The 19,420-nt window shown below is 63.1% G+C and carries 16 protein-coding genes and 2 pseudogenes; 12 read left to right on the forward strand and 6 right to left on the reverse strand.

Features of this window, described 5'->3' with window-relative positions:
* The first annotated feature begins 12 nt into the window (after positions 1 to 12).
* Entirely contained in the window at positions 13 to 732 is a 720-nt protein-coding gene (queC, locus tag F758_RS0127965; protein WP_024510991.1) for a 7-cyano-7-deazaguanine synthase QueC, read from the forward strand.
* 129 nt (positions 733 to 861) lie between these two features.
* Here queC and F758_RS0127970 read toward each other — a convergent pair whose 3' ends face one another.
* Genes F758_RS0127970 through nthA form a run of 3 tightly spaced genes read right to left on the reverse strand, consistent with a single transcriptional unit; the run spans position 862 to position 2,515 of the window.
* Positions 862 to 1,233: a nitrile hydratase accessory protein gene (locus F758_RS0127970; RefSeq protein WP_035723299.1), complete on the reverse strand. Its 372-nt coding sequence runs from the start codon at positions 1,231 to 1,233 to the stop codon at positions 862 to 864.
* Positions 1,233 to 1,892 carry a nitrile hydratase subunit beta gene (gene nthB / locus F758_RS0127975; RefSeq protein WP_024510993.1) on the reverse strand — a complete coding sequence of 220 codons (660 nt, stop codon included), beginning with the start codon at positions 1,890 to 1,892 and terminating at the stop codon, positions 1,233 to 1,235. The genes F758_RS0127970 and nthB overlap by 1 nt, the downstream gene beginning before the upstream one ends.
* Positions 1,889 to 2,515 carry a nitrile hydratase subunit alpha gene (gene nthA / locus F758_RS0127980; protein ID WP_024510994.1) on the reverse strand — a complete coding sequence of 209 codons (627 nt, stop codon included), beginning with the start codon at positions 2,513 to 2,515 and terminating at the stop codon, positions 1,889 to 1,891. Before nthA ends, nthB begins: the two co-directional genes overlap by 4 nt.
* Before the next feature lie 563 nt (positions 2,516 to 3,078).
* On the opposite strand from nthA, the gene F758_RS0127985 reads away from it, so the two are divergent.
* Positions 3,079 to 6,270 carry an efflux RND transporter permease subunit gene (locus F758_RS0127985; protein ID WP_024510995.1) on the forward strand — a complete coding sequence of 1,064 codons (3,192 nt, stop codon included), beginning with the start codon at positions 3,079 to 3,081 and terminating at the stop codon, positions 6,268 to 6,270.
* The gene (locus tag F758_RS0127990) at positions 6,267 to 7,529 is read left to right on the forward strand and encodes an efflux RND transporter periplasmic adaptor subunit (protein ID WP_024510996.1); all 1,263 of its coding nucleotides are present in this window, start codon (positions 6,267 to 6,269) and stop codon (positions 7,527 to 7,529) included. Before F758_RS0127985 ends, F758_RS0127990 begins: the two co-directional genes overlap by 4 nt.
* A gap of 16 nt (positions 7,530 to 7,545) precedes the next feature.
* Here F758_RS0127990 and F758_RS0127995 read toward each other — a convergent pair whose 3' ends face one another.
* Positions 7,546 to 7,710, reverse strand: a complete 165-nt coding sequence (locus F758_RS0127995; RefSeq protein ID WP_157450184.1) for a hypothetical protein — start codon at positions 7,708 to 7,710, stop codon at positions 7,546 to 7,548.
* Between the two features lie 233 nt (positions 7,711 to 7,943).
* On the opposite strand from F758_RS0127995, the gene F758_RS0128000 reads away from it, so the two are divergent.
* The 6 genes and pseudogenes from F758_RS0128000 to F758_RS0128020 all read left to right on the forward strand — a co-directional run bounded on the left by F758_RS0128000 (position 7,944) and on the right by F758_RS0128020 (position 12,743).
* Positions 7,944 to 8,399 (forward strand): baeRF12 domain-containing protein, encoded by a 456-nt coding sequence (locus F758_RS0128000; RefSeq protein ID WP_024510998.1) that lies wholly within the window; start codon positions 7,944 to 7,946, stop codon positions 8,397 to 8,399.
* Positions 8,400 to 8,726: 327 nt separating this feature from the next.
* Positions 8,727 to 9,731, forward strand: a pseudogene (locus F758_RS53390) (class I adenylate-forming enzyme family protein); the annotation flags it as partial.
* 275 nt (positions 9,732 to 10,006) lie between these two features.
* Positions 10,007 to 10,297 (forward strand): annotated as a pseudogene (locus F758_RS48175) (AMP-binding enzyme); the annotation flags it as partial.
* 84 nt (positions 10,298 to 10,381) lie between these two features.
* On the forward strand, positions 10,382 to 10,639 hold the full coding sequence (locus F758_RS0128010) for a hypothetical protein (protein WP_024511000.1): 258 nt from the start codon (positions 10,382 to 10,384) through the stop codon (positions 10,637 to 10,639).
* Between the two features lie 24 nt (positions 10,640 to 10,663).
* The gene (locus tag F758_RS0128015) at positions 10,664 to 12,046 is read left to right on the forward strand and encodes an FAD-binding oxidoreductase (RefSeq protein ID WP_024511001.1); all 1,383 of its coding nucleotides are present in this window, start codon (positions 10,664 to 10,666) and stop codon (positions 12,044 to 12,046) included.
* 127 nt (positions 12,047 to 12,173) lie between these two features.
* On the forward strand, positions 12,174 to 12,743 hold the full coding sequence (locus F758_RS0128020) for a DoxX family protein (protein ID WP_084305701.1): 570 nt from the start codon (positions 12,174 to 12,176) through the stop codon (positions 12,741 to 12,743).
* Positions 12,744 to 12,761: 18 nt separating this feature from the next.
* On the opposite strand, the gene fsrB is transcribed toward F758_RS0128020, so the two are convergent.
* Positions 12,762 to 14,051 (reverse strand): siderophore utilization protein FsrB, encoded by a 1,290-nt coding sequence (gene fsrB, locus F758_RS0128025; RefSeq protein ID WP_024511003.1) that lies wholly within the window; start codon positions 14,049 to 14,051, stop codon positions 12,762 to 12,764.
* A 97-nt stretch (positions 14,052 to 14,148) separates the two neighbouring features.
* On the reverse strand, positions 14,149 to 16,392 hold the full coding sequence (locus tag F758_RS0128030) for a TonB-dependent siderophore receptor (RefSeq protein WP_024511004.1): 2,244 nt from the start codon (positions 16,390 to 16,392) through the stop codon (positions 14,149 to 14,151).
* A gap of 199 nt (positions 16,393 to 16,591) precedes the next feature.
* Here F758_RS0128030 and F758_RS53395 point away from each other — a divergent pair, with 199 nt between their 5' ends.
* The 3 genes from F758_RS53395 (at position 16,592) to F758_RS0128040 (ending at position 19,420) form a co-directional block, all read left to right on the forward strand.
* Positions 16,592 to 16,897 (forward strand): SUMF1/EgtB/PvdO family nonheme iron enzyme, encoded by a 306-nt coding sequence (locus F758_RS53395; protein WP_502689186.1) that lies wholly within the window; start codon positions 16,592 to 16,594, stop codon positions 16,895 to 16,897.
* Positions 16,898 to 17,168: 271 nt separating this feature from the next.
* Positions 17,169 to 17,924 carry a hypothetical protein gene (locus F758_RS0128035; RefSeq protein ID WP_024511005.1) on the forward strand — a complete coding sequence of 252 codons (756 nt, stop codon included), beginning with the start codon at positions 17,169 to 17,171 and terminating at the stop codon, positions 17,922 to 17,924.
* A gap of 476 nt (positions 17,925 to 18,400) precedes the next feature.
* Positions 18,401 to 19,420 (forward strand): TRAP transporter substrate-binding protein, encoded by a 1,020-nt coding sequence (locus F758_RS0128040; protein WP_024511006.1) that lies wholly within the window; start codon positions 18,401 to 18,403, stop codon positions 19,418 to 19,420.

Below are 19,420 nucleotides of genomic sequence, written 5' to 3' on the forward strand. Positions count from 1 at the left end.
TATGGGCCGCGTATGAGTGATCAATTCCCATCAGAAACAGCGCTGGTGCTGTTTTCCGGAGGGCAGGATTCGACCACCTGTCTCGCCTGGGCGCTGTCGCGCTTTGCGCGCGTCGAAACGCTCGGCTTTGCCTATGGACAGCGCCACGCCATCGAGTTGTCCTGCCGCGATCGGTTGCTGGACGGCATCAGGGCCTCGCGCGACGATTGGGCCGCCAAGCTCGGCGATAGCCATACGCTGGAAATTCCGACCCTGGCCGCGATTTCCGAGACGGCGCTGACGCGCGAGGTGGCGATCGAAATGGGAGCGGACGGCCTGCCCAACACGTTCGTGCCCGGCCGCAATTTGATCTTCCTGACTTTTGCGGCGGCGCTCGCCTATCGGCGCGGCATTTCGCACATCGTCGGCGGCATGTGCGAGACCGACTATTCCGGCTATCCCGATTGCCGCGACGAGACCATCCGTGCTCTCGGCACCGCGCTCAATCTCGGCATGGCCAGGCATTTTGAGCTGCACACGCCGCTGATGTGGCTGGACAAGGCGGGGACCTGGCGGCTCGCGCACGCGCTCGGGGGCGCGGCGCTGGTCGACCTGATCCGCGAGCACTCCCACACCTGCTATCTCGGCGAGCGCGGCGCACACCACGATTGGGGTTATGGCTGCGGCGAATGCCCGGCCTGCGAGCTGCGGGCGAAGGGCTGGCGGGAGTATGTGGCGGGCGCTCAGCTCTGACTCTCATTCCGGGGCGATGCCACCCGGTCCGCGCGAAGCGCGGCCGGCTGAAAGGCTCCGCATCGAACCCGGAATCTCGAGGTTCCGGTTCGTCGCTGGCGCGACGCCCCGGAACGACGGCGATGGAGCCTACCCAAAATCCTCCGGCTTGAGCTCGATCGGCTTGCCGTGCGGGGTGCGGTCGGCGGCATGGTCCCAGGCGTCGCGGTAGCGGTCCAGCGTGTCCATTGAAGCCACGCCCTTTTGCGCAACCAGCTTTTCCAGCGTGGCCAGCCAGTGCCGGTAATAGGTCTCGCCAGTGTCGGGATCACCGGCCGCCTGCGCGCGCTTGATTTCGTCGGCGAGTGCCGCGGCCCATTCCGTCCAGGTGAAGACGCCGCGCTGATTCAGCGTCAGCGCTATCGCAAAGGCATGGGCTTCCCAGGGTTCGCGGAAGACCGGGCCGCCCTCGTCGCGAGGAATGCCGGGGATTTCCGCGGTCGCGCGCGCCGCCGCGTCCATCAGACGGGCTCCAGATAGGGCTCGAAGGCGTCGATCGAGACTTTCACGGTGGGATCGCTGTCGCGCCCCCAAAGCTCACGCCCGTCGAACACGACAGTGTAAAGCCATTGCGGGTTTTCGCCCGATTCCGTGGCAGCCGAATCCGGAAACACATGACAGCCATGGTCGCGCTCGACCACGCCGACATGACCGCGCACATAACGCGGGAGTCTCGTATGCGTCACGGGGTGCATGTTCCTGGCGCGCACCTTGTCGCCTGGCTTGAACTTGGCCGCGGCCTGCGGCGTGCGCCCGAACTGGCCGCGCGTCATGATGCGCTCGACATCGCCACGCGTGAACTGACCGCGCTTGAGCGGCTTTGCTGATTGCACCGCATGGCCCGCCGCCATGTCGGTGTCGGAGACGAAGCCCTTGTCGATCAGCATGTTCTCCAGCCCGAGCAGCCATTTCTGGTAATATGAGCTGGCGAGATAGACATGCGGCGGCAATGTCTCGCGATAGTAGCGCGAGGTGTCGATGTTGTAGGCGCCGGCGGCGCCCATCGCGCGCACCATCGCCATCACGCGCGCTTCCCAGTCGGCATGAAACATCGGCTCGTTCGGTTCGATCTCGACCTTGCCGAACCCGTCCATGCCGCCCATATCGTGCACGCCGTTCATGATGCCGCTCCCGGCGCTTTCGGAAAGCCCGTGCCGATCATGGAGTCGCGGGTCACGAGTTCGGCGAGTTGCTGCTCGCTGAAACCTTCAGTGCCGGCGGGCCGCATCGGCAGCACCAGGAAGCGGGTCTCGGCGGTCGAATCCCACACCCGGATCTCCGTGTCCTTCGGCAGCGTGACGCCAAAATCGGCGAGCACGCCACGCGGGTCTTTGACCGCGCGCGAGCGATAGGGCGAGGATTTGTACCAGACCGGCGGCAGGCCCAACAATTCCCAGGGATAACAGGAGCACAGCGTACACACGACCATGTTGTGACGGGCCGACGTATTCTCCACCACCACGAGATGGTCGCCGACGCGGCTGACATGGCCGAGCGTGCCCACCGCCTTCGTGCCGTCTTCCAGCAACGCCTTCTTGAAGGCGGGATCCGTCCAGGCCTTGGCAACGACGCGTGCCCCGTTGTGCGGGCCGATCTTGGTCTCATAGGCCTGGATGATCGCATCGAGCGCGCCGGACTCGACATAGCCTTTCTCGGTCAGGATGGTTTCGAGTGCGCGCACGCGCAGCTCGGTTTCGGACAGCTCCGAGCGGTCGTGATCGTGGTGATGGTCTTGAGGGCTCATGGCGCAAAAATAGGCTCAAGATGCCATCCCTGTCGAGGTCTATCGGCGCCGTGAGCTGGCCTGCTTTGTCGAATCCTAAAATGCAGTCCGTGCGACGGCTGGCGCGAAACTTGCAATTCATTTTCGCGTTTGCCGGCGTGTCCTCAATCACTTTTGAGGCGGCGCGTCACGGCAATCACCGATTTGTGGTCAGAGAAGCGGACGTATTACGGCGGAAACGGACTGCTTGGACATTCAACTCTCGCTTATGATCCCTAGATGGGGTCTTCGGCCGGCGAGTGCGGTGTAGGCGGCCGCGGTAACAACGCCGCCAGCTCGTCGGCGCGGCGGGGGCGCTTCTTAGCGAGCTGCCAACAACAAGCAAGGGAACGCAACAGGCGGGGCGGCGGAGAAATCGCGCGCAACGGCCGGTCGTGGGCGCTCTTACGTCATGGGGCTTCGCGCTCCCTGGCGAGTGCCGATCCCGCTTTTGCGCGGGCGCGGCGGCTGCCGCCAGTTGAGGCTGTTACGAGAATTGCGCCCGCCCAGCCGTGCCCACGGCGAGGTGCGGGCGGGGAGTGCCAATGGGTATTGTTCGTTTCGCGCTCAGGTATCCGCACACGTTCTACGTGGTCGCCGCCCTGATCCTGTTTCTGGGCATCGTCAGCGTGCGCGAAATGCCCACCGACATCTTTCCGGAAATCAATATTCCCGTGGTGACGGTGATCTGGAGCTACACGGGCTTGAGCACGCCCGAGATGGAGCAGCGCGTCACCACCTACAGCCAGTATTCGATCTCCTCGAATGTCAACGGCATCAGGAATATCGAGGCGCAGACGCTGGCCGGGCTGTCGGTGCAAAAGATCTACTTCCAGCCGGACGTCAATCTCGACCTTGCGATCTCGCAGATCGTCTCCGCCACCAACTCCATCCGCGCGCTGATGCCGCCCGGTATTCAGCCGCCGATCGTGGTGCAGTTCAATGCCTCGAGCGTGCCGGTGCTGCAGATCAGCCTAAGCTCGGATTCGCTGAGTGAGCAGCAGCTCTATGACTACGGCATCTACCGGATCCGCCAGCAGCTCGCGCCGATCCCTGGCATCACGCTGCCGACGCCGGCGGGCGGCAAGTACCGGCAGATCATGGTCGACATCGATCCGAACAAGCTGGTGGCGAAGGGCCTGACTCCGCTCGACGTGGTGAACGCCGTCAATGCGCAGAACCTGACGCTGCCGGCGGGCACCGCCAAGTTCGGTAACACGCAGTATGTCGTCCGCACCAATGCAACACCGCCCTCGATCGACGACCTCAACAATATTCCGATCAAGGTGGTGAACGGGGCCACCGTCTTCGTCAAAGACGTCGGCCAGATTCATGACGGCTGGCTGGTGCAGCAGAACGTGGTGCGCGAGAACGGGCGGCGCTCTGTGCTGCTCTCCATCATCAAGAACGGCAATGCCTCGACCGTCAGCGTGGTCAATGCGGTGCATAAGGCCCTGCAGACGGCTCGCGCGGCCGCGCCGCCGGGCATGCAGATCAACGAGCTGTTCGATCAATCCGTGTTCGTGAAGGAGTCGGTCACGGGCGTGCTGCGCGAGGGCGCGATCGCCGCGGGCCTGACCGCGCTGATGATCCTGTTGTTCCTGGGCTCATGGCGATCGACGGTTGTCGTCATGGTGTCGATCCCGCTGTCGATCCTGGCTTCGCTGATCGTCCTGTATTTCCTCGGCGAGACGCTGAATACGATGACGCTGGGCGGCCTTGCGCTCGCGGTCGGTATCCTCGTCGACGATTCCACTGTCACCATCGAGAACACGCACCGCCTGCTCACCGAGGAGGGCCAGCCGCTGCCGCAAGCCACCCTGCATGGCGCGGCCGGGATCGCGGTGCCGACGCTGGTCTCGACGCTCGCGATCTCCTGCGTGTTCACCTCGGTCGTCTTCCTGGAGGGGCCCGCCAAATACCTGTTCACGCCGCTCGGCCTTGCCGTGGTGTTCGCGATGCTGGCCTCTTACGGGCTGTCGCGGACGCTGACGCCGATCATCATCGGCCTGTTACTCAAGGGTGAGCATCACGGCCCCGCCGATCAGGCGACGCGCAATCCGTTCGCGCGCTTTCATGCAGCGTTCGAGCGCAATTTTGAGAGGTTGCGTCACGCTTATTCGCGCTCCCTCATCGAGCTGCTCAACCACCGTTTCATCTTGCCCATCGGCATGGTGGCAGTGCTGGCGCTCGGTGCGGTGCTGTATCCGATGGTCGGCCGGGACTTCTTCCCGGCGATTGACGGCGGGCAGATCCAGTTGCACGTCCGCGCCCCCGCGGGCACCCGGATCGAGACCACGGAACGGACTTTCCAGGACATTGAGAACAAGATCCGCGAGATCATCCCGGACAGCGAGCGCGAACTGGTGGTGGACAATATCGGCCTGCCGGCGCGCGCCTATAACCTCGCTTTCAGCGACGGCTCGACCATCGGCGTGAACGACGGTGTGATCCTGGTTTCGCTGAAGGAGGGCCACCGGCCCACCGCCGAATATGTGCGCAAGCTGCGCGAGGTCCTGCCGGCCGCGTTCCCGGAAGACACATTCTACTTCCAGGCAGCCGATATCGTGACGCAGATCCTCAATTTCGGTCTGCCGGCGCAGATCGACGTGCGCACCGTGGGCTATGACCGCGGCAACAATCTGCGCATAGCGAAGAAATTGCGCCAACGGATCGCCGCGATCCAGGGCGTCGCGGACGCGCATCTGCAGCAGGAAGTGGACGCGCCCGCCTTCTTTGCCGACATCGACCGCTCGCGCGCGGCGCAACTCGGGCTGAACGCGAACACGATCGCGACCAATGTCAACGTCAGCTTGAGCTCGTCGGAGCAGGTGACGCCGAATTTCTGGACCGATCCCGCGTCGGGCATTCCTTATTACCTCGCCGTGCAGACACCGGAGAGCAAGATCAGTTCGTTGAACGATCTCGCCAACACGCCGGTCTCGACGTCGCTGGCGTCAGCTCTGACCGACACGCCGATCCCGGGCCTGCTCAGCAATGTCGCGACCTTCAAGCGCACGACCGTCCCGACCAATGCCAACCAGGCCAATATCCAGCCGGTCTACGAGGTCTATGCCAGCACGCAGGGCCGCGATCTCGGCAGCGTGGCCAGCGAGATCAGCAAGATCGTCGCCGACCTGCAGAAGGAGCTCAAACCCGGCAACACCATTCAGGTGATCGGGCAGATCCAGAGCATGAACGGCGCCTTCATCGACCTCGGCATCGGGCTGCTATTTGCCGCCGTGTTCGTCTATTTCTTGATGGTGGTGAATTACCAGAATTTTGGCGATCCCTTCGTCGTCATCCTGGCGCTCCCGGCCACGCTGTGCGGCATTCTGACCATGCTGTTCGTCACCGGTACCACGATGAACGTGCCGTCGCTGATGGGCGCGATCATGGCCGTCGGCGTTGCCTCCGCAAATTCCATCCTGCTCGTGACATTCGCGCGCGAGCAGCAGCTCGCAGGCAAGACCGCCTTCGAGGCTGCCATCGAAGCCGGTCACACCAGGATCAGGCCGGTGCTGATGACGGCGGCGGCGATGATCGTCGGCATGATCCCGATGGCGATCGGCGCGCCCGGCGAAGAGCAGAATGCGGCGCTGGCGCGCGCGGTCATCGGCGGGCTCCTGTTCGCGACGCCGACGACGCTGTTGGTCGTGCCCTACCTGTTCGCCATGCTGCGCAAGGGCAACGACGGCAAGACACATCACGGGGTATTCGACGAGGTGCTGGAATGAACTTCAACGGGCCTTTCAACGCGGAAGTGGCGACGGAGACCGATCGGCAAACCGAGATGCCGGCCCCGCTTGCGCACAAGCGCAAGCGGCGAGGGCGCTTGATCCTGCTCGGCGTGGTGCTCGTCTTTGCAGGGGCGCTGACATCCGGCGCCTGGAACCATCTGTCGCAATACCGTCAGACCGCAGCCGCTGCGGAACAGCAACGCGATCTGGTCCCGCAGGTTCGCGTCGCCGCCGTGCAGCCGAGCGAGGAGACCCAGACCGTCACCCTGCCTGCGACGACCTCGGCCTTTGCCAGCGCCAACATTTTCGCGCGCGCCTCCGGCTATATTGGTCGGCGCGAGGTCGATATCGGTGATCGCGTCAAGACGGGGCAATTGCTGGCGGAGATCGTGGCACCCGAGCTCGATCACCAGATCGCGCAGGCCGAAGCGACGCTCGCCCAGCTCAAATCGGCGTTGCAGCAGGCCGAAGCCAACCGGAAGCTAGCGGAGGTAACGTGGGACCGTGATCGGCCGCTGGTCGAGAAGGGCTGGGTAACCGCTCAGCAGGGCACGATCGATCAGCAAACGCTGAAGGCACAGGAGGCCGCCGTCCTGGTCGCGCAGTCCAATGTCGCCGCCGAAGAAGCGCAGCTTCAGGTGTTGCATCAGCAGAAGGACTATCAGCGCGTAGTGGCACCCTTCGACGGCGTCATCACGCAACGCAATATCGACGTGGGTAGCCTGGTGCAGGCCGATGCGACCTCGGGCACTTTCATGTTCAACATCATGCAGGGCAACGTCATCCGCACCCAGATCTTCGTGCCGCAGGACCAGGCGTTCGGGCTCAAGCCCGGTATCGATGCCGTGGTGCACGTACCAGAGATCCCGGATCGCACCTTTCCAGGCAAGGTGACGCGCATCGCGGACGCCCTCCAGCCGGGCTCGCGGACCCTGCTGACGGAGATCGATATCCCGAATCCAGACGGGGCGCTCACGCCCGGTATCTACTGCACTATCGACCTGCACATCCCGCGCAAGACGCCGAGCTTCAGAGTGTCGGCCGATGCCGTGATTTTCAACGCGGGCGGCATGCAGGTCGCCGTGGTCGAAAACGGCGTCGTGCATCTACGCAAGATCAACGTGGTGCGCGACTTGGGGCGGGAGGTCGAGGTCAACAGCGGCGTCAAGCGCGGCGACCAGGTCATCCTCAATCCGGCCGTCGATCTCGCCGAGGGCGCGAAGGTGCACATGCGCACGCCCGCGGCAGTGTCGTGAGGGCGGGCGGGCTGGATCAGGTGACGACCTGCGTCACCAGTCGGAAGATGATCCATCCCGCCACCACCAGCAATATGCCGATGAGCAAGAGCTTCTCTTGCCAGGTCACGCCGCGACGGATTTCGTCGGCCTCATGGTGCGCCGCAGCCTTGCGCGCGGCGGCAGCGCTGATGTGAGACAATGGCTGCTCCGCGCCTTGCATCCTAAACGTCCACAGATCTCGCCCTTGCGTAGCTCGCAAGCTCCTTGCTGGGAGCGCCGCTATTGTGGCCGCTTGCGGCGCAATTTCCATTGATGCGGATCAATTGGGTGGCCGGCCGCAATCCGCCGGCAACTTGACCTTCGTCAATTCCAACCCGGCGCCTACATCTACCTTGGCGAAGATGAAGATAATGGATCGCCTGGAGCGAAGGAATGAGCAAGTTAAAGATTCCGCATAATGCATTCGTATTCGTCGGGGACGGTCGCAAGGCCTTGTTCCTGCGCAACGAGGGCGATGAGAAGTTCCCCAATCTGAAGACCGAAAACGTGTTTGCCAACGAAAACCCGCCGACCCATGAGCAGGGCAACGAGGAACCTGGACGGGTGAGTAAAGCCCTGGAGTCGGGTCAGCGCAGCGCGGTCGAGCCGGTCGATTGGCATCAGATCGAAGAGCATCGCTTTACACGGAAGGTGGCGGCGGCGATGGAGCAGGTGGTGCGGACGAGGAAGGTCCCGGCGCTGGTCGTGGTGGCACCGCCGAAGACCTTGGCCGACCTGCGCAATGCTTTCCACGAGGACATCAAGTCGCGTGTGATCGCCGAGATCAACAAGGACCTCACCAAACACCCGATTGGCGAGATCGAATCGCACCTGACCAGTGCCGCCTGAGAAATTCTCGCGGCAGTGCAGCGCACGACGAGAGCGCGGGGCTCACAACCGAGCACGCGCTCCTTGTCTATTCATGTGCGTCTGCAGGCGAGGCTGCCCCTCCGCGACATAACCAAGAGATGAAGGCTGAGCAGAAGGCCCGCTTCGCGCGGGCCTTTTCACAGGTGTGGTCGGCTTGGTCGCACTTTTGCCGCTTGTCGGGCGGCCGGTTACCAACGCAACTATTTTCCTGAAAACCTGAAATCCGGCAGTAGCACGACCGCTGCAATGTCGCTCCCATCGCACAATGGGAGAAGGTCGATGATATCAACCCCACTCGACGCTTTGATGGCGCAGGCGCAAGCCCGACCCAGGAGCGCAGCTTTCGTCTTTCACGAGGAGGCCTGGACCTACGAGCGGATCCTCCGCGAATCCGAAACGGTTGCGCGCGGAATGGCGGCACGCGGCGTCAGGCCGGGCGATCGCGTGGTGCTTCACATGGTGAACCGGCCGGAATTTGTTATTGCCTATTATGCCTGTTTTCACTTGGGAGCGATCGCGGCGCCGCTCGGACCCGCACTCAAATTCGCCGAACTCGCACCGCTCTTGCAGCGGTTGAGGCCTGCACTCTACATTGGCGAGACGCAAACTTACGACAACGTCGCTGCTGCCGATGAGGTTATCCTGCGGCGGGACAAGCGCTTCATTGTCGGCGCAACCCCGGCAGACGATGACGGCCTGCCATGGGAAAGTCTGTTCGACGGCGCCAGCAACGATCGTCCGCCGGCTTCCTGTGCTGTGGACGAAGCCGCGGTGCTTATCTCCACGTCTGGAACCACCGGCGAACCCAAATTCGTCGTTCATACGCCGACAACGCTCGGCGCTTCCGTGGACCAGCTCATCACGAACTGGGAAATCGCCGGGGATGACGTCGTCACCATGCCGCTGCCGCTGGCGCACATGGGCGGGCTGATCAGCCTCCTGTGCTACGTACAGCTCGGCGCCGTCTTCGTGCTGCTGGAGAGTTTCGACGCCGACGAGGTTCTGGATACGATCGAGCGCCACCAGTGCACATGGCACCTCGGCTTTCCCGCGCAGTACGCAGCCTTGCTCGATCGCCAACGCGCGCAGCCGCGCAGCCTGGAACGATTGCGGTGCTGCCTGACGGTGGGCGATGCCTGCCCGGTCGAACTGCAGGAGCAGGTCACGTCCGAGTTCGGCGCGGCGCTTTACAATGTCTGGGCCGCGACGGAAGCCGTAGGCAATCTGAGTTTCGGTCTCAGGCCTGGCTGCGTGACGCGGATAGGGCAGAACACGCAGATCCGGCTGGTTGACGAGCATGGCGAGGACGTCGCCGACGGCAAGGTTGGCGAGCTTCTGCTGCACGGCGCAAATCTGTTCGCCGGCTACTGGAACGATCGGCAGGCGACGGCGGAGAGCATGAGGGGCGGCTGGTATCATACCGGGGATCTGATGCAGCGCGGCGCGAACGGTGAGCTGCTGTTCGTGGGCCGCAAGAAGGACATCATCATTCGCGGCGGCACCAATATCTCGCCGGTCGAAGTCGAGCAGGCGCTTGTCGTTTCTCATCCTGCCGTGGAGGAAGCGGCCGTGGTGGGGTACCGAACCCCATGCTCGGTGAACGCATCATGGGTTTCATCAAACTTGCAGATGGAGCGGGAGAGGCGGTCGTTTCAGACATCCTCGGCAAACTCGCGACGCGGGTCGCGGCGTACAAGGTTCCCGAGCGTCTCATCGTGCTCGACCAATTGCCGCGCAATGCGCTCAGCAAGATCGATCGGAAGGCGCTGCAGATGATGGCGGTGAATGCCGACAAGACCCGTCCGCCTTCGGCCATGTCTCCGGAAGTGAAGCGCCTGAATGGGTATCCATCCCGGCGCGCGGCGCTGCCCCGGTAGAGCCCTCCACCATCACATCGAACAACGCGGACGCCGATAGCGTCCGCGGCCCGAAAGATGCGTCAAGCGCCTGGATATCCGACCATGCACAAACTGATCCGAAGCATCGCCTTGGCAGCGTTACTCAGCAGCCGCACAGCATTAGGCGAGACCGTTGGCCTTGCAAAATCGTCCGTGATCGAGGTGCCTTCACCGCAGATGCAAATGGCCCGACGCGCGCCAATTGGCCATCGCCAGCCGCAGGCGAAAGACGTTCCGTCCGAAAACCCCAGCGATCTCGAACGCGTCAGCGAAGAGGACCGTGACGTCGATCGCAAGCTCATGATCTGTCGGGGCTGCTGAGCCCGACCAGCAAGGCAGCTACAAATGACCGATCTGACAGAAAAGGCGCTGCGCCGGTTAGGCGAACGTCTGCCCGGCCGCGTATCGCGGCCCGGCCATGGCCGCTACCGGACGGCTACGGCGCTCTGGGCGAAGCCGACCGGCGCCATGCCGCAAGCCGTCGTCCATTGCCGCACCGCGGTGGACGTCCAAGCGGCGATCGACACCGCTCGGCGCGCCGGACTCCCTCTGTCCGTTCGCGGCGGCGGTCACGACTGGGCGGGGAGGGCGCTGTGCGACGGACTGGTCCTCGACCTCGCCGACATGCGCGATGTCATCATCAGTCCAGATCGGCGCAGCGCGTTGGCCGGGGGAGGCGCCCGGATCGCTGACGTGCTCGTGGCGACGGATCGTCTGGGCCTCGTCGCTGCCACAGGCTCCTGCAGCGGCGTGGGAATGGCCGGCCTCACCTTGGGCGGCGGTTATGGAACGCTGATCGGCCGGTTCGGGCTCGCCCTCGACAATCTAATTGCCGCCGACGTCGTTCTCGCCGACGGCAGCGCGGTCACCGCGGATGCCCTCCGTGAGAGGGAGTTGTTCTGGGCGCTGTGCGGCGGCGGCGGCAATTTCGGCGTGGTGACGGCCTTGCGGTTTCGCGTGCATGAACTGCCCAGTATTACCTCCGGCATGCTGATCTTTCCATTCGCGGAGGCCAAGTCCGTTTTGCAACGCTATGCAGACATCCTGCCTTCGCTGCCGGCGGAATTCACGCTGGAGCTTGGTCTCCTGGCCGGACCTGATGGCATGCCGGTGATCTTCCTCTTGCCGACGTGGTGCGGCGCGCCTGGGAAGGGCGATGCCTTGATCGCGCGGCTGCTTGAGTTCGGGACGGCTCTCGACAGCACCGTTGCTCGTCGGCGCTACGGCGAATTGGTGGCAAGCCTTGATCGGCACATCTCCTATGGGCAGCGGGTTTTCATGGAGAGCTGTTGGCTGGCCGAGTTCAACGACGCGGGCGTCGATGCGCTGGTCGAGGCCATGGCGAATGCCGCTTCTCCCGGATGCGCCATTCTTACCCATCAATTCAAGGGAGCCGCGACCGAGGTGCCTCTTGGCGCCACGGCTTTCGGACTTCGTCGCAATCATCTGCTTGTCGAGCTTCTTGCATCTTACCCGGATCGATCTGATCCCACCGAGGACGAACGTCATCGGCAATGGCTGCGATCCGCCACCCAGGCGTTCGCTGCTCACGCACTTCCCGGCGCGTACCCGAATTTCCTTCCACATGGCGATGTCACGCGGGCCACCCTGGCCTTCGGCTCGAATGCGGATCGATTGATCGCGGCGAAACGGAAGTACGACCCCGACAACCTGTTCCGCTCCGCGATTCCATTGCCGCGTTCCGCGGCAATCAAAGCGGCCGACTGAAAGCCGCATGCTCACGTCTTCGTGCGCGGGAGGGACGTAACAACAGACCCTTGGGGGCGAACTGAGGGACATGACCGCGAATGGAAGCCGCCGCCGCTTCATCATGCTGAAGACGACAAGGATGAGCATGTCCGAATCAAAAGCCCTCAACACCAACAGCTTCGCCGCCATCACCCGCCTGAGCTTTGCCGTCGTCGACTTTCTCGTCTCATCCTCGGTTGCGCGCTGGGCGCCGATTCCGCTGCGCTTGATGGTCGGCTACGGCTTCGCCGAGCATGGCTTTGCGAAACTCTTGCGCGGTGCCGACAATTTCACGGGGCTCTTGCACGCGCTCGGACTTCCGCTGCCGCACCTCCTTGCCTGGCTCACGATCATAACCGAGATCGCCGGAGGGATCTGCATCGGCATCGGTGCGCTCGTTCCGCTCGTCAGCATTCCGATGGCCATCGTGCTGCTGGTGGCGATCTTCACGGTGCACCTGCCGTACGGCTTCTCGTCCATCAAGCTTCAAGCGATTACGCCGGAGGGAGCGCATTTCGGCCAGCCCGGCTACGAAACCGACTTGCTCTATTTGGCCTGTATTCTTGCGCTTGTCCTCGGCGGCAGCGGACCGTTCGCCGTCGACAATTGGTTGTACCGACGCATCGATGCCGCACGTCACGCCACGCGATCCGCCGCTCCCCACATGGGTAGCTGATGTCGAGAGCTAACCGGGCTATTCGGCGGGNGCGAGCCGTTGGAGCTTGCGTGTTGCATTGATCTCGCGCATCCGGACACGGGCGCGGCGCTTGCGCCACCAGATCACGACTCCGGTCACTGCCAGCGCCGCAACCACCAATCCCATCATCGAGATCAGGATGCGGCCGGGAAGTCCGAGGATGCGGCCGGAGTGAAGGGGAAACTGCGCCTGCACGAAGATGTCCGCGGCGGTGCCAACCCACGGCAGCCTTTCACCGATCGGGCGTCCGTCCTCGCTATCATAATAGAGCTGCGCCGGGCCGACGCCGCCGGCACCATGATCGTCGCCGGGGAAGAAGAACGCCGCGGCATACACGCCGTGGGCCGGCCCGTAATTGATCGAGCCGACCGGCGTCATCCATCCGCGACTCCTGCCGTCTGCTGCGGCACGCGTCGCGATGTCCGCAAAGCCGACCTTCGGCTCGATCGGATCGTCAAGATGGCGATACGGCCGCAGCTCATATGGCGTTGGAGTGTAGTTCGACACCATCTTCATCAGTGGCGAGAACACCTCGAAATAGAGATTGAGTGAGAACGCCGTAAAGGCGATCACAAACAGCGGCACCCATGTCCAGAGGCTGAAGGCACGGTGAATGTCGAAGTTGATCCGGTAAGCGCTGCCTGAGGTCTTGATCTTCCAGGACGGCGCCCAGCGCGCCCAGAAGCCACGGCCGAGCTCGCGTTCGACTGCAGGCGCTCGCGCTGCACTGGCGCGTCGGCGGGCGGGCACTGTCAGATAGAAGCCGACGAAGCAATCGACGGTCCAGATGATGGCGATGATGCCAAGGATGCGCATGCCCCAGCGGTCGCTGCCCCAGAATTCCGGAATGTGCATCGTGTAGTGGAGCTTGTAGAGGAACGAGACGAAGTTCTCCTTTGTCACCGGCCACACCGCGCCCCAATAACGCCGCCCGAGTTCTGCGCCCGTGTTGGGATCCAGAAAGATCTGGTTGTAGTCGAGGATGTAGCGTTTGCCGGTTGCAGGATCGACCCTCGGCAGCACGAAGAACCACAGCGATTGGCCTTTTTCCGGGGTCATGAATATGTGGACGACCCGTGCGCGCGGGTCGCGCTGCTCGATGAGCCTGGCAAGATCGACCGACGGAATCGCAGGACCGATGCTGCTCACCTCGAACAGATGCTTGTTCAGGATCTCGTCGATCTCGTGGTCCCATGAGATGATCGCGCCGGTGATGCCGGAAAAGAACAGGAAGCCGGCGGTGAGCAGGCCCGCCCAGCGATGCAGTCGCCCGAAGATCGATCTCATGACATTCCGCCCCCGTCGTTGTGTGTCTCACTAGCGTGGGCGCCGCTCGTCGATCGACCTGCGGCGTCGAATTGTCGCGCTTGGAGATGTTCTAAAATCACCAGCGATAGGTCAGCCTGGCGACTGCCTTGCGGCCTTCGGCGTAGAAGCAACCCGACAGGCTGTAGCAGGCGGCGACATAACGCGTATCGGCGATGTTGGTGACGTTCAGCGCCAGGCGATAATTGTCCTTGCTGTAGGCGATCAGCGCGTCTGCCACCGTGGAGGCGCCAACCCTGAAGGTGTTCGCGTCGTCGCCCCAGGTCGCGCCGACATAGCGGATGCCGCCGCCGAACTGCACACCGGCCAGCGGCCCGCCCTGCAGCGTGTAGTCGCTCCACAGCGAGAAGCGATTGAGCGGCACCGTGCTCGGCGTCTTGCCGACATTCACTGGATCCTGCGTGATTACTGCATCGACGTAGGCATAGGCGGCACGCAGATTCCAGCCGTCGGCTAGCGACGCCGTCCCTTCGAGCTCAATGCCGCGCGATCTCACCTGGCCGGTCTGTTCGGCGGTGTAGAGGGGAGGCGGGTAGGTGACGACGTTGTCGCGCGTCAGGTCGAATGCGGCCAGCGTGAACAACGCGTTGAGTCCGACCGGCTGGTATTTGACGCCGACCTCGTATTGAACGCCGGTCTCCGGCTTCAGCAACTGGCCGGCGGCATCTGCCGCGAGCACCGGCAGGAACGATTCGGAATAGCTGAAATAGGGCGCAACGCCGTTGTCGAAGTTATACATCACGGCGGCGCGGCCGGTGAAGGCGGAGGCATCGGTCGAGGCTGTGGTGTTGGCAAGGCCGCTGTCGACCGTCGTCGTCACGAAATCCTGGCGGCCGCCGAACTGGAACGACACCCGGCCGATCTTGATCTGGTCCTGAGCGTAGAGCCCGACCTGCGATTGCTTGACGCCGGTATTGTCTGTGAGGCCGCCGATCGTCCAGTCGTTGCTGTAGACCGGAGCGAACACGTTGATATCGGGGCTCGAGGTCGTGACCGCGTAGGCAGTGTCGCGGAAAGATGTGTTGCGGTAGTCGAGGCCGACCAGCGTCGTATGGCCGAGAAGGCCGGTAGTGAACTTGCCCTGGAGCTGGTTGTCGACCGCGAATGAATTGATAGTCGAGTTGCTCGTGCTGCCGACGCGCGCCAGCAGGCCTGCGGCCTCGTCTGCATAGCCAGCGCCGTAAAACACCTTCTCCTCGTTGTGCTGCCAGGCATAGCGCAGGTTCTGCCGGAAGGTGATGGCGTCGTTGAAGTCGTGCGAGAGCTGATAGCCGGCCGTGGCGATCTCGGTGTTGAATGCATCGAAATCAGGAACGCCCGCGAAGAAGGAGGTCGGGATGATGCGGCCGCTATTGGGCCACACCGTGCCCGAGGCCGGCAGATACTGCAGACCCCAGCCCGCTCTGTCCCTTTGATAGTTGGCCAGAAACGTGATGGTGGTGTCGTCGTTCGGCCTCACGGTGACGGCGGGTGCTATGAAGACGCGGTTGTCCTTGGTGAAGTCGACCTGGGTTTCGCCGTCGCGGACAAGCCCGGTCAGGCGCCACAGCACCGTGCCTTCCTTGTTGGCGGCGCCGCCGATGTCGAACTGGCCCTGGTAGCGGTTGAAGCTGCCGCCCGACACGGATATCTCGCCGAATTGCTGCGCTGTCGGCAGCTTGCTCACATAGTTGAGGATGCCGCCGGTGCCGCTGCCGCCATACATGGCCGAGGAGGGCCCCTTCAGCACTTCGAGCCGCTCGGCGCCGTAGGGATCGAGGCCGTTGAAATGAACGTAGTTGGAGGAGGGCACGCGCAGGCCATCAAGATAAAGGCCGGGCATGGTCATATCGAAACCGCGGATCTGCAGGCCGCCGAAGCGCGTGTCTGATCCGCCATTGACGTCGCCGCTGACGCCTGCGGTGTAGCGCAGTGCGGCGCCGATCGACTCGGCGCCCTGGTTCCTGACCTGGTCGGTGGTGATGACGGAGATCGACTGCGGGGTCTCGATGATCGGCGTATCGGTCTTGGTCGCGGTGCCGCTGCGGGTCGCGAGGAAGCCATGGACCGGACCATTGGCGCGCTCACCAGCACCGGCACCCGATGCGGTTGCGGCCGGCGCAGCTTGGGGCGAACGTACGGCGCGGCTGGTGCGTGCCGCTCGCGCGGCTGCAGCGCGACGGGATGACTGGACTAAATGGGAACGCGTGCGCTGCTGCGGAGCATCCACAGTGACGGGGGGAAGTGACGACTGCGCTTGCGCGGTGCCACCGGGCAGCGAGAGTTCAAGTGCGCCGACCGCTCCGAGGCAGATCACTTGCATGCAGATCAGTTGTAGGGGGTGCAGCCGAGTGTTGAACCGCGAGTGAGATGCAGTTGCTGTCACGCTGTGATGCTCCGAGATGTGCCGGCTTCGCCGGTATGATTTTTGGTAGCCCGCTCTATCGCAGGCGTCTTCGGAGCACGATGGGGGACGGTCTGGAATTGCTCCAGGTTTGCGCGGCTTGAGTGTAGATGTTGCTGTGATCGCTAGAATTAGCAGCGCTCGCTGCGACAATCTGTCCCGCGACGGCTTTGGTAATAACGTCCAGCACACCGCGTCGCGTCTGAGCGATAGCGAATCCGAGCGTCAGGAGTTGTCATGCAGTTCGCTGGCATGGCTTACAGGCGATCAGGAGTATCGTGTCATCCGAGGTGGTTCTTGGCACAAAGAGAGCGAACTGATCGGAACGGCGGTACGCATCCAACGTCACCGCCATGTTCGGTTTGATACCCTCGGCTTTCGAGTAGCTCATCACGATGACTCCCCACGCTCTAAATCAAGATAGGCAAGGGATCATCGAACACGCGATGTCAGAAGATGTGGCGCCTGCAAGCAGACTGGATGAGCGCAAAAGAGACGATGACCTTCGATGAATGGCGTCTCCGTGTGAGAGAACGACAGCGCAATCTATAGTCGTCGTGATGCCGGCGAAGTAAGGAGAAGGATCGCCTCGGGGCCAGAATGAATCCCTCGCGTTGCCGGATTTGAGTCGCATTGCGACCTAGGTCCCGGTCAAAGGTCGCGCCCGGGCGGGGCGCAACACCGGGGGGTGTGCCATGTCCGGTCATTTGCGATTTGGGTTCGTCGCCTTTCTTTTCCTCGCCGCGGGTCTGTCGACGTCGCCTGCATCGTCGAATCCATTCGCCAACCTGTTCTCCCCCGATACCGCTACTCCGGAAGCCACTGCACCCGCTCGCGCCGAAGAGGAGTGCTTGCCGCAACCCGGCAAGTCGACGGCGGACGGCCAGCACTGGGTCTATCGTTTCGACGGCCAACGCAAATGCTGGTTCCAGGCAGCCGAAGGGACCGTGACGAAGAAGCCGGTTCATCGTCACGCCGCGAAAAACGCTGCCCCTCGCAAGGAGAACGAGGCCACGTCGCGCAAGCAGAAAGTGGTCGTGGATGCGCGTGCGGAGCTGCTGCACTCCGCGCCAGCGGAACCGCCCCAGCCGGCGGCGGCCGCGCCCGAGCTCGAGGTGGTCGATGCGGCTCCCGTCCATGTTACCGGAGCCGCGGCGCTCGTGCCTCCGGCACCGGTCATCGCCAAGCCCGCCAACGACCAGCTCACGCCGGACCATCTCACGCCCCGCCAAGTCGACGTGGAAAAGCTTCTGGTGGCCGCGCCGGCCGCCAGCGACGCGGTTGGCGCCTCAGTGCCTCCGGCAGCAGCCCCGGTTGCCCTTTCCATGACCGAAGCGGGCGACCAGGGGCGAGGGTGGACGACAACCTGGCTCGGCGCGCTGCTACTGGCGCTCGGGTTCGTCTCCCTCTTGAGCTCAAGCCGGACTCTTCGGCGAGTGCTTGGCATCTGACCGGTCGGACGACTTCTCGATCCGAGGACGAGGCGATCCGAGGACGGAGGCCGCGCGCGGCCTTTCATCTTGGGTCAGAATAGGTCCGCGTTTCGGCCGAGCTTTCCAATCGCGAGCATGGCTGGCGCAGGAATCGCGTCTGAGTCAACGGTGGTGAGCGCTACAACAAGCCATCTGCTCACCGTTCGCTGTACCAACGATTCGCATAAGGTATATTATGGAATATATTTATATTGAATAAGATCAGGCATTTACGGCTAAATCCTGGTGCATCCAATCAATATGGGCTGATGGCGGCCGGTTTGGCTGACATCCGCTGGGCGTTACGCGGTCACTTCTCAGAAAGCCGATATTGCCGGTCCGCCACGCACGCTGCAATAAGCGCTCGTCACGGGATCAAGGCTGACCCCAACCCACCCGCTGCGCCGCAGTTCGTATTGCGGCCCACAACAACAAGAAGCTTCAGGGAGAATGAGATGAGCTTTTCACGACGCGCACTGTTGAAGGCTTCCGCTGCCTCGGCGGTCCTGGGCGGCCTTGGAGCCCCGATGGTGGCGCGGGCTCAGGCGGCCGAGTTCTCGTACAAATACGCCAATAACCTGCCGGACTCTCATCCGATGAACACGCGCGCCAAGGAAATGGCCGCGGCGATCAAGGCCGAGACCAACGGGCGCTTTGAGCTCCAGATCTTTCCCAACAACCAGCTCGGCTCCGATACCGATATGTTGAGCCAGGTCCGCTCCGGCGGCATCGAGTTCTTCACATTATCGGGCCTGATCCTGTCGACGCTCGTGCCGGCGGCCTCGATCAACGGCATCGGCTTTGCGTTCCCGGACTACGATACGGTCTGGAAGGCCATGGATGGCGACCTCGGCGCTCATGTGCGCGGCGAGATCAACAAGGCCGGCCTCGAGGTCATGGACAAGATCTGGGACAACGGCTTCAGGCAGACCACGTCCTCGACCAGGCCGATCAATGGTCCGGACGACTTCAAGGGCTTCAAGATCCGCGTTCCGGTCTCGCCGCTCTGGACCTCGATGTTCAAGGCCTTCGACGCGGCGCCCGCTTCGATCAACTTTAGCGAAGTCTATTCAGCGCTGCAGACCAGGGTGGTCGAGGGCCAGGAAAATCCCCTGGCGATCATCTCGACCGCCAAGCTCTACGAGGTGCAGAAATACTGCTCGCTGACCAATCATATGTGGGATGGTTTCTGGTTCCTGGCCAACCGCCGCGCCTGGCAGGCCGTGCCGGCCGACATGCGTGCGATCGTCGCCAAGCACATCAATGCGGCGGCAGTGAACGAGCGTGCCGATGTCGCCAAGCTGAATGCAAATCTACAACAGGAGCTGGCGGCCAAGGGCCTCGTCTTCAATCAGCCGGCCACGGCACCATTCCGCGATAAGCTTAAGTCCGCGGGCTTCTATGCCGAGTGGAAGGGCAAATATGGCGAGCAGGCCTGGGCGCTCCTGGAAAAGGCGGTCGGCAGGCTGTCGTAA

Origin of the sequence: Bradyrhizobium sp. ARR65 (assembly GCF_000472385.1) — a bacterium.
In the GTDB taxonomy this organism is placed as follows: Bacteria; Pseudomonadota; Alphaproteobacteria; order Rhizobiales; family Xanthobacteraceae; genus Bradyrhizobium.

Coding starts and splice junctions, on each gene's coding strand:
- F758_RS0128000 (WP_024510998.1), top strand. CDS start 7,944: ATGAGCAAGTTAAAGATTCCGCATAATGCATTCGTATTCGTCGGGGAC.
- F758_RS0128010 (WP_024511000.1), top strand. CDS start 10,382: ATGCACAAACTGATCCGAAGCATCGCCTTGGCAGCGTTACTCAGCAGC.
- F758_RS0128040 (WP_024511006.1), top strand. CDS start 18,401: ATGAGCTTTTCACGACGCGCACTGTTGAAGGCTTCCGCTGCCTCGGCG.
- F758_RS0128030 (WP_024511004.1), bottom strand. CDS start 16,392: ATGCAAGTGATCTGCCTCGGAGCGGTCGGCGCACTTGAACTCTCGCTG.
- F758_RS0128035 (WP_024511005.1), top strand. CDS start 17,169: ATGTCCGGTCATTTGCGATTTGGGTTCGTCGCCTTTCTTTTCCTCGCC.
- F758_RS0127990 (WP_024510996.1), top strand. CDS start 6,267: ATGAACTTCAACGGGCCTTTCAACGCGGAAGTGGCGACGGAGACCGAT.
- nthB (WP_024510993.1), bottom strand. CDS start 1,892: ATGAACGGCGTGCACGATATGGGCGGCATGGACGGGTTCGGCAAGGTC.
- nthA (WP_024510994.1), bottom strand. CDS start 2,515: ATGAGCCCTCAAGACCATCACCACGATCACGACCGCTCGGAGCTGTCC.
- F758_RS0128015 (WP_024511001.1), top strand. CDS start 10,664: ATGACCGATCTGACAGAAAAGGCGCTGCGCCGGTTAGGCGAACGTCTG.
- F758_RS0127985 (WP_024510995.1), top strand. CDS start 3,079: ATGGGTATTGTTCGTTTCGCGCTCAGGTATCCGCACACGTTCTACGTG.
- F758_RS0127970 (WP_035723299.1), bottom strand. CDS start 1,233: ATGGACGCGGCGGCGCGCGCGACCGCGGAAATCCCCGGCATTCCTCGC.
- F758_RS0128020 (WP_084305701.1), top strand. CDS start 12,174: ATGTCCGAATCAAAAGCCCTCAACACCAACAGCTTCGCCGCCATCACC.
- queC (WP_024510991.1), top strand. CDS start 13: ATGAGTGATCAATTCCCATCAGAAACAGCGCTGGTGCTGTTTTCCGGA.